This is a genomic window from Candidatus Amarolinea dominans (assembly GCA_016719785.1).
GTDB lineage: Bacteria > Chloroflexota > Anaerolineae > SSC4 > Amarolineaceae > Amarolinea > Amarolinea dominans.
This window is the reverse complement of the sequence record JADJYJ010000018.1, coordinates 120,882-134,261: the sequence shown is the minus strand read 5'-3', so window position 1 is coordinate 134,261 and position 13,380 is coordinate 120,882. Positions and strand designations below refer to the sequence as shown.

The window sequence follows — 13,380 nt, the reverse complement described above, 5'->3', positions numbered from 1 at the left end:
GCCGCGACTTCGGTCGCCCGCAACCTTCTCAGATTGGTCGCTTCAGAAAAAGTACCGTCCGTTCCAATTCAATCACTACCATACCGGCCTGATTCTTGCCAATGTGACGCAGCCGCACCAGGCCGCGGTCGGGCTTGGAGGCGGAATCCCGCATTTCCAGCACCTCTGTCTCCACGTAGATCGTGTCGCCATGATAGACAGGGCGTGGATGGGTCACCCGTTCATAGGACAGGTTGGCCACAATCGTGCCTTCCGTCAGTTCCGGCACAGTCAACCCCACCACCAGCCCCAGCGTAAAAATGCCGTTGACGATGCGCTGCCCAAACGACGTGCGGCTGGCAAAGTCCTCATTCAGATGCAGCGGCTGCGAGTTCATCGTCAGAGCACTGAAAAGCACATTATCCATCTCCGTCACCGTGCGCCCCAGGCTGTGTTGGATCCGCATCCCCACCGTCAGCTCGTCAAAATACTTGCCCGTCATGACGATCTCCCTCGATTGATCTATTCCTCGTCGTCCTCCGCAGGCTCTGCAACAGGTGCGTCAGGTCGCAGCACCGGCGCGCCCACAGCCAGATAGGTGTAACCGCGCGCGACCAGTTCGGCAAAGTCAGAAATCATGCGCCGGCCGTCAATGATCAGATAGGGCGGCCGCGAGGTCTGCTCGATCTCATTAGAAATACCGCGGAATTCCTCCCAATCGGTCGAGATGAACAGGGCATCGCTGCCTTCCAGGGCCGCGTGGGCGCTGTCGTGATAGCTGATCTTCTCGAACAGGTGATTGCGCGCCGGATCGAAGTAACGCTGCGCCTCCTCGGTCGCCAGGGGGTCATAGGCCCGGATCGCCTTGACGCCCAGCGCCAGCAGGCTATCCACGACCTTGAGCGCAGACGAGTCACGTATGTCATTGGTGTGCTTCTTGAAGGCCAGCCCCAGCAAGGTCACCGTTTTATGGTTGAAATTGAAAAGCGCCTCGTGTACCGCACGCTCGATCAGGTAGCTCTTCTGATACTCGTTGATCTGGTACACCGAGCGCAGCAGATCGGTGGACTTGCCGCGGCGGCTCAACTGATAGGTGAGCGATTGGATGTCCTTGCCAAAACAACTGCCGCCGGCGCCGTTGCTGACATACGAACCCCACGTGCTGATGCGTTCGTCCGCGGTGACGCCCAGCTTGAGCTGCGCCATATCAATGTTGTCGAACGTTTCCGCCAGGCGTGCGCCCACCCCATTCCAGAAGGAGATGTAGGTCAGCAGCAGCGTATTGGCCACATACTTGATCGCCTCGGCCGTCTCCGGGGTCGTTTCGATGTAGCGAATGCGTACATGGTTGACGAACTGTGGGTAAACATGACGCAGCACGTTGAAATCTTCGTTCGTGTCCGCGCCCACAACTACCCGGTCCGGCTTGCGTGAACGCTCGACCGCGTTGCCTTCGGGTAGGAACTCCGGGTTGGACGCGACGCCAAAGTTGGGTACCCCGTGCTCTGTCAGCACCTTTTGCAGCTTGCGTGCCGTACCCACCGGAACCGTGCTCTTGTTGACCAAAACCACCCGGCGCTGATCGCGGCGCTGAGTCAGCAGCTCGCCCAGTTGATGAACTGCCTTGAGATAGTAGCTCAGGTCGGTGGCTCCGCTGCGCAGGGGTGGGGTGGGCAGGCATAAGAAGATGACCTGGGTGCCTTCGATGACTTCACGGATCTGTGCTGCGTCCGACACGAAGAACAGGTGGCGATCAAGGTTCTCAGCAATCACATCGGCCAGTTCTGGCTCGTTGACATAGCTTTCGATGCGGTGACGGTCTCCGCTCTGATAGGCTTCGATGCGGACCTGGTCAATGTCGTAGGCGTAGACTTGATGACCAAACTCAGAGCACACGGCAGCATGGGTCAGACCGACAAAACCGGTGCCCACAACTAGGATTTTCATGCAGATTCTTGCCTCATGCGACGCGCCTGGGATGTGGTGTGGGGGGCGCCGTCATCATACCCCAAAACAGGATGCCTGGCAACTTGCCGCCCTATTTTGTCGCGCAGTTGATCACCACCTGTGGTAAAATAGGGTCACTCTTGCGGAGCAAGGAGGCTCTCACGTTCCATGACTGCTGGCTTTTTCGAATTAGTGCTTGACGGGCAATCGCTTACCATCGCCCAGGTTGTACGCGTGGCGCAGGCCGCGCCGGGAACCCTGCACCTGCGCCTGGACGACGCGGCGCAGGCACGCGTCCGGCGGGCGCAGGCTGCCGTCGAGCAGATCATCGCGCAAGAACAGGTCGTTTACGGCATCACCACCGGCTTTGGCGCGTTCAAGAACATCTTCATCTCCCCAGAGCAGACGACCCAGTTGCAGCGCAACATCCTGATGAGCCACGCGGTGGGCGTCGGTGCGCCCTTTCCCACCAATGTCGTGCGCGCGATGATGCTCATTCGCGCCAACACGCTGGCCCTGGGACATTCTGGCGTGCGTCCGCAGGTGATCGAATTCCTGCTGCGCCTGCTGGAGCGCGGGGTACACCCGGTGGTGCCCCGGCAAGGTTCGCTGGGCGCGTCCGGCGACCTGGCGCCGCTGGCGCACGTCAGCCTGGTGTTGATCGGCCTGGGCGAGGCGGAGGTGCAGGGCGAGATTTTGCCGGGCGCGGCCGCGCTGGCGCGGGTTGACCTGGCGCCGCTGACGCTGCAGGCCAAAGAGGGCCTGGCGCTGACCAACGGTACCGGCCTGATGGCTGCGCTCGGTTGCCTGGCCGTGGCTGAGGCCGAAAACGCGGCCCGCGTGGCCGACATTGCCGGCTGCCTGTCGCTGGAAGCGCTGCACGGCACGACGCGTGCCTTCGACGCGCGCATCCATGCCGCACGGCCGCACCCGCGCCAGGTGGAATGTGCGGCCCGCCTGCGCGAGCTGTTGACCGGTTCGGAGTTCACACGGGACCGCCCCGGTGTTCTTGGGGAAGATCGCCAACCCGCGCCGTCGGCAGACTTCGTGCCGCCGCACCGCCACACGCCGGTTGATCCGCAGGACGCGTACACGCTGCGCTGCATTCCCCAAGTCCACGGCGCGTGCGAGGATGCCATCAAGTACGCGCGCTGGGTGGTGGAGATCGAGCTGAACAGCGCCACCGATAACCCGCTGATTTTTGTGGATGAGGCGAGCGGTGCGGTGGATGTCATCTCCGGGGGTAATTTTCACGGCGAGCCGCTGGCCATTGCCTTCGATTACCTGGGCCTGGCCCTGACCGAGCTGGGCAATATGTCCGAGCGCCGCTTGAGCCGCCTGCTGGATGCGGATAGCAACGGGCATGTGCTGCCCCCATTCTTGACCGCAGATGGCGGCCTCAACAGCGGCTTCATGTTGGTGCAATACACCGCAGCCGCGCTGTGCAGTGAAAACAAGGCCCTGGTACACCCGGCCAGCGCCGATACGATTCCAACATCGGCCAATGTCGAAGATCATGTCAGCAATGGGCCGATTGCCGGACGCCAGGCGCGGCGCATCCTGCGCAACCTGGAGACCATCCTGGCCATGGAACTGCTGGCCGCCAGCCAGGGTATTGATTTCCGTCGTCAAGTGCTCGGGCCTGACACGCGGCTGGGACAGGGCACCGCGCCCGTCTACGAGCTGGTGCGTACACAGGTGCCGTTTGTGACCACAGATGTCGTGATGTACCCGCTGATCGAAACCGCCCGCCAACTGGTTATCAGCGGGGCGGTGGTTGCCAGCACGTTGAACTGAGAACTCCTGAATCCTTTGCGTCCCTGCGTTCAGACATTTTTGGATCAGCCCAGGCCGGGGAGGAAGCTGAAGGAGCGCCGGCGGGGTGTTGTGACCGGCCCAGCGTCGGCGGCGCTGATGGAGGTTGTGGCCGGCGATTCGTCGAGCTTGAACTGCATGCGGTAGAGGCGCGCGTACAGGCCATCCTGCGCCATCAATTCCTCGTGCGTACCCAACTCCACCAGGCGGCCCTCTTCCAAAACCGCGATGCGATGCGCGTTCTGAATCGTGGACAGCCGGTGCGCAATGACCACGCTGGTGCGGTCGCGCATCAGGTGCTCCAGCGCCTCCTGCACCAGGCCCTCGCTTTCGCTGTCCAGCGACGAGGTGGCTTCGTCCAGCAGGAGAATGCGCGGGTTCTTGAGGATGGCGCGGGCAATGGCGATGCGCTGGCGCTGGCCGCCGCTGAGCTTGACCCCGCGCTCGCCCACGATGGTCTCATAGCCGTTGGGGAGCTGCAAGATGAAGTCGTGCGCATTGGCCGCGCGCGCCGCTTCGATCATCTCCGCCTCGCTGGCGCCCAGGCGGCCGTAGAGGATGTTGTCGCGCACGCTGCCGCCGAACAGCAGCGTCTCCTGCGGCACGATGCCGATCTGGCTGCGCAGGCTGTGAACCTGCACCGTGCGGATGTCGAACCCGTCTACGCAGATGCGGCCGGCCGTCGGATCGTAGAAGCGGGGAACCAGGTTGACCAGGGTCGTCTTGCCGGCGCCGCTGGGGCCGACCAGCGCCAGCACCTCGCCAGGCTGCACATCCAGGGTGATGTCAGTCAGGATGGCGGCGCCGGCGGGGTTATCCCGATAGTCAAACGATACCCCCTCGAAGGTGATACGCCCCTGCACCGGCGGCAGCGGCGGCGCGCCGGGCGCATCGGCGATCTCCGGCTGCGCGTCGAGAATCTCGAACAGGCGCCGACTGGCGCCGAGCGCCTCTTGCAGGCCGGTCCACAGGCTGCTAAACTGACCGATGGAGCCGGCAATGGTCAGGGTGAGGATGAGGAACATCAGCAGTTGCCCGGCGGTCAGGCGGCCGGCCAACACCTCGTGCCCTCCGAACCAGAAGATGGAGATCACGGCGGCAAAGCCCATGAAGGACGCCAGGGGGCCAAAGAGCGAGCTCAGGCGGATGCGTTTGAACGCCAGGAGCAGCGTCTGCTGAATACTCTGGCGAAACCGGCCTACCTCGTAGGCTTCGCGTGTGAACGATTGCACCACGCGCACGCCGCCGATGGCCTCTTCGAGCACGGTGGTCGCGTCAGCCAGTTGATCCTGCACCGCGGTGGAGAGCGTGCGCAAACGGCGGCCAAAGAGGATGGCAATGAGCATCACCAGCGGAATCAGCACCAGCATGAAGACGGTCAGGCGCCAGTTGGTGACGATGATGAGGATGAACGCGCCGATGAAGGTCAGGGTTTGCGAGAGCGCGGTGGAGATGTCCGCGGTGACGACGCCGCGCACCGTGGTCACGTCGTTGGTCAAGCGGCTGACCAGCTCACCGGTGCGGCGTTCGTTGAAGAAGCTGAGCGACAGGCGCTGCAGATGTTCGAACAGGGTCACGCGCATGTCGGCCAGCACGCGTTCGCCAATGGTGGCGAGCAGATAGCCGCGCACGAAATAGACGACGCTTTGCAGGGCGAAGATACCGATCAGGATCAGGGTAATTTGATTGAGCAGCGTGGCATCACCGCGACTGAAGACCGCATCAATCAGGAATTGCAGGGCATAGGGGCCGGCCAGCGACAGGATGCTGCCGAGAACCACCGCCGCCAGCATCACCGCCAGACGCCGGCGATACGGTTGCACAAACGCAAACAGCCGTCGGAACTGACTCATGCCGCCCAGCGGGTTCACACGGAGAGGATTTTCTTGTTTTGCTTCAGCCATAAAACCTCATTTTGTCGGTCACGTCTCAGGTGTGACGACATCGTTCGGAGTTAGGTCACGCCCCTCTAGGAGACTGGCGATGCGCATATCACTTAAAGCATCAATAATTACACTGCTGGCGATCATCCTGTTGACGGCCTGCGCCGACATACCGCCTGGTGCTGCGCCGAATGAGACCGCAATGCATGCGATGCCGACCGCGACCCAGGCTACACCGGCCGCAGCTGGCACAATCCCAGCCGAAGTACCCACGCGCAGACCAGCCCTGGGGTGTGCGTCTGGTGATGTGACACTCAAGACGTATTTCGATCCGGTCGGCCAGTACTGCCTCCTGTATCCAGCACGGTTCACTGTTGGCGATGTCGCGCCGGGGTATCACGCTGTATTCTACGGCCCACCACTCGATGACTATCCCCTTGACCCTTTGAGAGGAGCGCTTTCGCTGACAGAACCAGGTTTGGCGCTTGGGCGCACGGTGACGCAAGTGGTAGATGAATTCTTGCAGTCACCAGGGCCTCATCAGGGTCAGGCGCTGTCCATAGTACGTGAAACCCTCACGATCGGTGGGGAGCCTGCCGAACTGCTGAAAGACGTGCAGGGTGAGGCAGCGTTGACATGGCAAGCTTTTGTAGTTCATAACAACAGAATCTACCATTTTGTATTATTTCCAATGAATGACGGCTTGGCGCAAGCACGCCCCGACATCGATGCAGTGTGGCAGGCTGTCCAGAAGTCATTCACTTTCCTGGAAGCAGCGCCGCCCGATGCTGTCCCAATGGAGGCAACCCCTGTTCGATAACGTCGTCCGACCGTAGGTCACGCCTACGGTGACGATGTTGTCCGGCCAGGAGGCCGGACCTACAGGGCCGCAGCCAGTTCGTTGGTCCAGGCGATCACCTGTTGGCGCTCGCTGTCGGTGATGTTGCGCAGGGGCAGGCGCGCTTGGCCGCCCACCTGACCGCGCGGCCAGGCCGGCCTTCCAGCCTGCGATGCCGTGGCGACCGACGGTTTCACTGACCCGGCGCAGCAGCTCGCCATGGCGGCGGGTCGCGGCCATGTCGCCGTCGCGGGCCGCCCGCACCAGGCTGGCGGCCGCTTCGGGCAGCACATTGGCCGCGGCCAGGATCACCCCATCCACCAGGCCGGTCAACAGGAAGCCGGGCGCAGCGTGCGCGGAGCCGCCGAGAATGATGAAATCGTGGCCGGCCGCGGCTTCGCGATAGAGGCCGGCCATCTGCGGGTCGCCGCCGCTGTTCTTCATGCCGATGATGTTGGGGTGCCCGGCCAGCGCGGCCACCGCCTCGGCCGGCAGCGTCACATTGACGATGGGCGGCACGCTGTAGAGCATGATGGGGATGGGGCTGGCGTCGGCCACCGCGCGGTAGTGATTGGTCAGATTGGCGGCATTCATCGCCTTCTGGTAGTAGCTGGGCGTCACCACCAGCGCCACATCGGCCCCGGCCCGGCCCGCCTGCCGGGTCTCCTCGATGGTCTGCCGCGTGCCGGACAGACCGGCGCCTGCGATCAGCAGCCGGTCGGCCGGAATCTGCTGACGGCCCACTTCGAGCACCAGGGCGCGCTCGAACTCGCTCAGATGCACCTGCTCGCCGGTGGAGCCAAGCAGAAGAATGCCATCCAGGCCGCGGGCCAGCATCCAGGCCGCGTTGCCGCAGACCGGCCACATCCACCTGGTCCGCGGCGTCGAAGGGGGTGATGAGGGCGACAAAAGCGCCGGCCAGGCGCTCTTTTCAACGTTCGATGATCCATGATGTCTCCTAAAATCAGATGACTCACACAGGGACGGGAACCTCTTTTTTTTTTCCTTCCTCGCTTCCTCGCTGCCCCCGGTCAGTCTGGCAAGAAGCGGGCAAAGACCCGGTTGCCGATCAAGACGGCGGCGGGGGTCAGCCGGACGCAGGTCGGCGTGACTTCGATCAGGCCGGTTGCGGTCAGCTCGGCCAGGATGTCGGGGTAGATCTCGCTGACTTCCCGGCCGAAGCGGGCCTGGAACGCGGCGCGGTTGACCCCTTCGTCCAGCAGGCGCAGCCCCACCATCATCGTCTCACCCATGGCCAGGGCGGGCGTCGCCTGTTCCTCCGAATCGAGCAGCGGCTGGCCTGCGTCGCTGCGCCGAATGTACTCGGCCGGGCTGCGCAGGTTGGACCAACGGCGGCCCTGTTCGCCAGAAAAGGCGCCGGGGCCAAAGCCCAGGTAATCGGCATTGCGCCAATAGGTCAAATTGTGCTGGCTCTGAAAGCTGCCGCCCGCAGGATGGCGCCGCGCCCAGTTGGAGATCTCATACTGCTGATAGCCGGCCGCGGCCAGGTGTGCCTGCGCCATCTCGTACAGGTCGGCGGCCAGGTCCTCATCGGGCGCGGGCACGCGGCCGCTCGCCACCCAGGCCGCCAGCGGCGTGCCCTCTTCGACGATCAGGCTGTAGAGCGAGAGATGCTCCGGCGCCAGGGCCAGGCCGCGCTGCAAGGTGGATTGCCAGGTAGCCGGTTGCTGCTGGGGCAGGCCAAAGATGAAATCGAGGTTGATGTTGTCGAAGCCGGCGGCGCGGGCGTGAGCAAAGGCGGTCTCCGCCTCGTCTGCGCCGTGGATGCGGCCCAGGAAAGCCAGTTCGTCCCCATCGAAGCTCTGCACGCCCATGCTCAGGCGGTTGACCCCCAGGCTGCGCAGATCGGCGAAGCGGGCGCGATCCACCGTGCCGGGGTTGGCCTCGCTGGTAATTTCAGCCCCAGGCAGAATTGTAAAGGCCTGGTGGCAGGCGTCGAGCACGCGCGCCAGTTGCCCGGCGCTCAGGACGGTGGGGGTGCCGCCGCCCAGAAAGATGGTATGCACCGGCGGGCGACCGCGGACGGCGCCGGCCGCGCTGATTTCACGGGCCAACGCCACGCTCAGGGGTTCGAAGAGCGCCTGCAGCCCCGCGTAGGTGTTGAAGTCGCAGTAGGGACACTTGCGCGCGCAGAAGGGGATGTGCAGGTAGAGGCTGAGCGGTGTGGTGGTCATGACTTGACGCTGGTGGTAGGCTGCGTGCTGCTGTCTGCTGCGCGGTTTTGGAAGCGGAAGCCGTGCCCGCGCACCGTGAGCACGTAGGCATGGCCGGGATCGAGTTCGGCCAGGCGCTCGCGCAGGCGGCGCACCAGCGCATCAATGGCCTGTTCGGAAATGCCCTCTTCGGCATCTTCGGACCAGACGCAGCGAATCACCTCGTCGCGGCTGACCACGCCGCCCGCCGCGTCCAGGAGCAGTTCCAGCAGGCGGTACTGGGGCAGGGAGAGCGGGGGGTTGAGCGTGCGCTCGCCCACGAACACCTGACGCGCGTCCGGTTCCAGGTGCAGCACCGGTATGCGTGGCGGCTGCTCGAAAACCAGCGGCGCGGTCTGTTCGGCGTCCACGAAAGCCAGCTTGAAACGCAGCGCGATCTGAATTTCATCGCCATCCTGCAGCGGGGTGATGCCCGCCAGGTCGCGGCCGTTGAGATGCGTGTTGTTCTTGCTGCCCAAATCCTCTACCAGGTAGCGGTCGCCTTCACGGAAAACGCGCGCATGGCGCCGTGACACCTGGCGATCATCCAGGAAGATGTCGCAATCAGGGCTGCGCCCGATGATGATTTCGGCCTGGTCGAGCGGGTAGCCGCGCCCGGTCTGATTGCCGCGCTGCAGAATGAGCATGGCGGTTTCACGGTTCAGCATGACGATGGTATACTCCAGGGAGCGAGGCGCCTGCGCCAGGCCTGGCCTGGCGCGGCGGTGGTGTTCAGCTTGATTCAGCAACTTTTCAGCACTCTGTAATGCACGCATGAGCAAAACCCTGACGAACGGCACGGTTCTCTACAACCGCTACAAGGTTCTCGAATTGGTCGGGCAAGGCGGCATGGGCGCGGTCTACAAAGCCGAAGACCTGCGCCTGAAAGGCCGCCTGTGCGCCATCAAGGAAGTGGTGCCGGATCAAGGCGACGACCTTTTCGAGCAGGCCTCCGAACAGTTCTACCGCGAGGCGAGCACCCTGGCCAGCCTCGATCATCCCAATCTGCCCAAAGTCTCTGACTATTTTACCACACGCGGCCGCGAATACCTGGTGATGGATTTCGTGCCGGGGCGCGACCTGCACGACCTGGTGAAAGAAGCCCGCCGCCAGGATCACTTCCTGAGCGAAGAGCAGGTGCTGGGCTGGATGGGCCAATTGCTCGACGCCCTGGAATACCTGCACAGTCAACCTTCGCCCGTGCTGCACCGCGACATCAAGCCGTCCAACATCAAGCTGACGCCGCGCGGCGCGATCAAACTGGTGGATTTTGGCCTGGTCAAGCTGCTGCTGGCCGATGACAGCCGCACCGTGACCGTGGTGCAGGGCCGGGGCACCGTGCAGTACACGCCGCTGGAGCAATACGGGGGCGACACCGGCTATACCGATGTGCGTTCTGACATCTACGCCATCGGCGCCACGCTCTATCATCTGCTGACCGGTCAGCCGCCGGCCGACGCCAAGCAGCGCTTCCTCAAACCGGGCAGCCTGGCGCCGATGCGCAGTCTCAACCCGGCCGTCTCTGCCACCACTGAGCAGGCGGTGATGCACTGCATGGCGATGCATCCCAACGACCGGCCGGCCACGGTGACCGATGTGCGCCGGGCGTTGTTCGATCCCGTCTTTCACTCGGCCAGCCTGCGCACCGATTCCCTGGCCGCCTGGGATCTGGCGGTGCAAGCCAACAGTTGGCTGATTGGCGCCGCGCTTGGCCTGGCCGTCGTAGCCCTCGTTGTCACCCTTCTGGCCCCGGTTCTACCTTGATTATTTCTCGTTTTCCGTCCCCTCGCTGAGCAGCTCCTTCTCACGCACAGCGGCGTTGGTCTCGCGCCAGATCAACGCGGCCAGCGGCAGCAGGCCGCTGACAAAGGTGATCATCGGCGCGCCCCAGGGACGCAGACTGTGCTGCAACCAGGTGGCGCCGGGCAGCCAGCCCAGGCTGTAGAGCACATACGCGGCCAGGCCGCACACCGCGGCCCAGCCCAGCAGGCGTACGATGTCGTCTGGTGTGCGCCGGTCGCGGTTAGCCTGTGTGAAATAGATCAACCCGCCGGCGGCCGCGACGCCCAGCAGGCCCAGGATGAAGGCAAACAGGTCAACCCGCGCGCTCGGATTGGTGTTGGCGAATCCGGGCACGGCGGTTGGCTCGGGGGTGTTGGTCGGCGTGGGCAGAGGCGTCCAGGTTGGCGTGGGCGTGGGGGTGTCGGTGGGGGTGGCGGTCGGCGTGGGCACCACCGTGGCGATGCGCGCCGGCGAATCGCCCTGGATGGTGACCAGGAGCGTGGTAGACTCTTTGGCGCTGCCCGCGCTCATCGTGATGCGCAACTCGCCTGTGCGTTCGAGCTTGACGCTGGCGCGCGCCACGCCGTTGATCGTGGTCACTTCCTGGCGCGGTAGTTCCAGCGCCTCGCTGGCGTAGAACAGGCGGTAAGTGGCCGGTGTGCCATCCGGCACCGCATTGCCATTGCGGTCGCGGATGATGCCGCTCGCCAGTTGCAGCGTGTCACCCACGTTGACCGGGATCGGCTCGGACGCCGGGTTGCCGGCGGCGTCATTGCCGGTTTGCGCGGAAAATTGTTCGATGGAGATGACCTGGGCCGGGTCAGGTTCCAGCCGCGCCTGCAAATCGTAGTTGGTACCCGGCACGCTGACCGGCGAGGCGCCCGGCGGCGTAAACTCACGGAAGAGCGCGCGCACGGCCGCCTCCAGGAATGGTTGCGTGCTGGCATAGACGCCGTAATAGGCGGTGAGCTTGCTGATTTCCGTGGTATCCAGGTAATACGGTGCGTTGAGGGCCAGGATGATGATCTTCTTATCGCGCAAGCTGTCGGAGCGCTGGCGCAAGAAGGCCTTGACCATGTCGGAAGCAGGGACTTCGGTGGGCGCAACGTCGAGCATGGCAAAAATCAGGTACGCTGCCGTGCGCACCGAGCCTTCGACCGAGGCGGCATCCGTGGCGGCTGCCTTACCGTCGAGCACGGCCTTGAGCTGCTCGAAGCTGAAGCTGGTGACGTTAGCGGGCTGCACCTGGCCGGTGGCCTGCGGGCCGTACAAGCGCAGCACGATTTCTTGCAGGGCGTTCACTGGCACGGGCACGAAGGGCGCGCACGCGGCGCAGTCCTGTACGACCCGGCTATCGCTGAAAATCACCAGTTTTTCATCGGTCAGGGGCGATGTAGGCACCCGATCGGCCAGCTCCTGGGGGCCAGGGTAGAGCAGGGTGATGCTCTCTTTGGCAATCTGCGCCACCACGGTGCGGTCGAGACCCACCTGCGCGGTGGCGGCGGTCGCATCTACCAGCACGTTGTCTGTGCTGAATTGACGATAGAGCTTGAGCTTCATACTCAGAATACGGGTCACCGCGGCATCAGCCCGTGTACGAAAGTCGGTGTCGCTGTCGTATTTCTCGCGAAAGAAGAGGATGGTGTCTTTGATGTTGGCCAATTGTTCGCGGTTGTCGCTGGTCAGGGCAAAATTGGTCAGCGTCAGCAGGTCATTGCCGGCTGTGAACGCGTCCAGGGCGATCTGGCGCTGCGGGAATTTCAGCAATTGGGCATCGTAGTAGCGACGCACCGCAGGCACGCCCAGGCTGTCGCTGACCAGCAGGCCGCCCGCGCTGCGCCAGGGCTTGAACTCCGGCAGGTTCATGATGGTCTGCAGTTGCGGCGCCAGGCTGATGGGTGGCGTCAGTTGGCGGGTGTTGTCCTGAAAGCCCCGGTAGCGGATGTGTGATGACATCAACGCCTCGGTGGGTGAAAAAACCTGGTGCGCGTCCAAGCGCGTGGCCGCAGCAAAGGGCGGTAGTTCCACCTGCTGCAGGGCGGCCAACGGCTTCTGGACCGTCGCCACTTCTTCTTCTGGCCGGCGATCGCTGCTTCCCTGCCCGGGGAAGTGCTTGGCTACGGTGAGCACCCGTTGATTGCTGCCGATGTGTACGCCCTGGATGTAGGCCTGGCCCATGCGCCCCACCCAGTACGGGTCGCCGCCAAAGACACGCACGCCCAAGTCACCCTCGCGCCCGCCGCGTGGATTGTCCAACACGTCGAGCGAAGGCCCGAGCAGAAAGTTGACCCCGACGGCCGCCAGTTCTCGCCCCACGATCTGGCCGACCGCCTCGGCATTGGCAGGATGCCAGGTGGCGCCAATCGCCATGGCATCGGGCAGCGGCGTAAAACCGTTGCGCAGCCAGGTGTAGGGAAAATCGTTGCCTTCGTGCGTCACGCCGATGAGGAGGGGGATGCGCACCACGCTCTCTTCTGGCTCGGCCGGTTTGGGTGGGCGCACGGTGGCGGTGATGACCGGCGTCGCTGTGGCGTCTGCCGGCGGCAGCGGCTGGTTGAAGGCCAGCGCCTGCAATTGATTGCTCAGGCCGGCCACGGCCGCCGGGTTGGCGCCGGTCGGCGGCAAATTCTCCGCGGTGAGCAGCACGCCGCCCACGTAGTAGTCGCGAATCAACTCGGCAATTTGCGAATCAGCCCCGGCGTCGCTGCCCTGAAAACTGACCAGGAACAACTGCCCCACCTTCTGGCCGTTGGTCATGCGCTTGAGCAGCTTCTGGACATCGGTCTCAGCCTGCCCGGGCGCGGCCAGAGTCGGCGCCGGGCCGATCAGCGCGACCAACAGCGTCAAGAGCAAGAGGAAATGTAACTGCCCAGGCATCTGGCGCCGGCGGCAGCCGCCGAATGAATTCGGGGCGCAAGGGCGT

General features: G+C 63.9%; 10 protein-coding genes. 3 read left to right on the top strand and 7 right to left on the bottom strand.

Annotation, left to right across the window (positions count from 1 at the left end):
• Positions 1–28: 28 nt before the first annotated feature.
• On the bottom strand, positions 29–481 hold the full coding sequence (locus tag IPM84_18425) for a MaoC family dehydratase (GenBank protein MBK9094703.1): 453 nt from the start codon (positions 479–481) through the stop codon (positions 29–31).
• Positions 482–501: 20 nt separating this feature from the next.
• Complete coding sequence (locus tag IPM84_18420; GenBank protein MBK9094702.1) at positions 502–1,926, bottom strand: UDP-glucose/GDP-mannose dehydrogenase family protein; 1,425 nt, start codon at positions 1,924–1,926, stop codon at positions 502–504.
• 168 nt (positions 1,927–2,094) lie between these two features.
• Here IPM84_18420 and hutH point away from each other — a divergent pair, with 168 nt between their 5' ends.
• Positions 2,095–3,723: a histidine ammonia-lyase gene (gene hutH, locus IPM84_18415; GenBank protein MBK9094701.1), complete on the top strand. Its 1,629-nt coding sequence runs from the start codon at positions 2,095–2,097 to the stop codon at positions 3,721–3,723.
• Positions 3,724–3,767: 44 nt separating this feature from the next.
• Here the strand turns inward: hutH and IPM84_18410 are convergent, their stop codons facing one another.
• Complete coding sequence (locus IPM84_18410; GenBank protein MBK9094700.1) at positions 3,768–5,594, bottom strand: ATP-binding cassette domain-containing protein; 1,827 nt, start codon at positions 5,592–5,594, stop codon at positions 3,768–3,770.
• A gap of 130 nt (positions 5,595–5,724) precedes the next feature.
• Here IPM84_18410 and IPM84_18405 point away from each other — a divergent pair, with 130 nt between their 5' ends.
• The gene (locus IPM84_18405; protein ID MBK9094699.1) at positions 5,725–6,444 is read left to right on the top strand and encodes a hypothetical protein; all 720 of its coding nucleotides are present in this window, start codon (positions 5,725–5,727) and stop codon (positions 6,442–6,444) included.
• Here the strand turns inward: IPM84_18405 and IPM84_18400 are convergent.
• The 3 genes from IPM84_18400 to IPM84_18390 form a co-directional block, all read right to left on the bottom strand.
• Positions 6,379–7,329, bottom strand: a complete 951-nt coding sequence (locus IPM84_18400) for a dihydrodipicolinate synthase family protein (protein MBK9094698.1) — start codon at positions 7,327–7,329, stop codon at positions 6,379–6,381. The two genes, IPM84_18405 and IPM84_18400, sit on opposite strands and share 66 nt — an antisense overlap.
• A 164-nt stretch (positions 7,330–7,493) precedes the next feature.
• Positions 7,494–8,657 carry a radical SAM family heme chaperone HemW gene (hemW, locus tag IPM84_18395; GenBank protein ID MBK9094697.1) on the bottom strand — a complete coding sequence of 388 codons (1,164 nt, stop codon included), beginning with the start codon at positions 8,655–8,657 and terminating at the stop codon, positions 7,494–7,496.
• Complete coding sequence (locus IPM84_18390) at positions 8,654–9,424, bottom strand: FHA domain-containing protein (GenBank protein MBK9094696.1); 771 nt, start codon at positions 9,422–9,424, stop codon at positions 8,654–8,656. The genes hemW and IPM84_18390 overlap by 4 nt, the downstream gene beginning before the upstream one ends.
• Positions 9,425–9,449: 25 nt before the next feature.
• Here IPM84_18390 and IPM84_18385 point away from each other — a divergent pair, with 25 nt between their 5' ends.
• Entirely contained in the window at positions 9,450–10,439 is a 990-nt protein-coding gene (locus tag IPM84_18385) for a serine/threonine protein kinase (protein MBK9094695.1), read from the top strand.
• On the opposite strand, the gene IPM84_18380 is transcribed toward IPM84_18385, so the two are convergent.
• Positions 10,440–13,334, bottom strand: coding sequence for a hypothetical protein (locus tag IPM84_18380; protein ID MBK9094694.1), 2,895 nt, complete (start codon positions 13,332–13,334; stop codon positions 10,440–10,442). It lies immediately after the preceding gene.
• Positions 13,335–13,380: the final 46 nt, after the last annotated feature.

Coding starts and splice junctions, on each gene's coding strand:
- hutH (MBK9094701.1), top strand. CDS start 2,095: ATGACTGCTGGCTTTTTCGAATTAGTGCTTGACGGGCAATCGCTTACC.
- IPM84_18420 (MBK9094702.1), bottom strand. CDS start 1,926: ATGAAAATCCTAGTTGTGGGCACCGGTTTTGTCGGTCTGACCCATGCT.
- IPM84_18400 (MBK9094698.1), bottom strand. CDS start 7,329: ATGTGGCCGGTCTGCGGCAACGCGGCCTGGATGCTGGCCCGCGGCCTG.
- IPM84_18410 (MBK9094700.1), bottom strand. CDS start 5,594: ATGAGTCAGTTCCGACGGCTGTTTGCGTTTGTGCAACCGTATCGCCGG.
- IPM84_18405 (MBK9094699.1), top strand. CDS start 5,725: ATGCGCATATCACTTAAAGCATCAATAATTACACTGCTGGCGATCATC.
- IPM84_18380 (MBK9094694.1), bottom strand. CDS start 13,334: ATGCCTGGGCAGTTACATTTCCTCTTGCTCTTGACGCTGTTGGTCGCG.
- IPM84_18425 (MBK9094703.1), bottom strand. CDS start 481: ATGACGGGCAAGTATTTTGACGAGCTGACGGTGGGGATGCGGATCCAA.
- hemW (MBK9094697.1), bottom strand. CDS start 8,657: ATGACCACCACACCGCTCAGCCTCTACCTGCACATCCCCTTCTGCGCG.
- IPM84_18385 (MBK9094695.1), top strand. CDS start 9,450: ATGAGCAAAACCCTGACGAACGGCACGGTTCTCTACAACCGCTACAAG.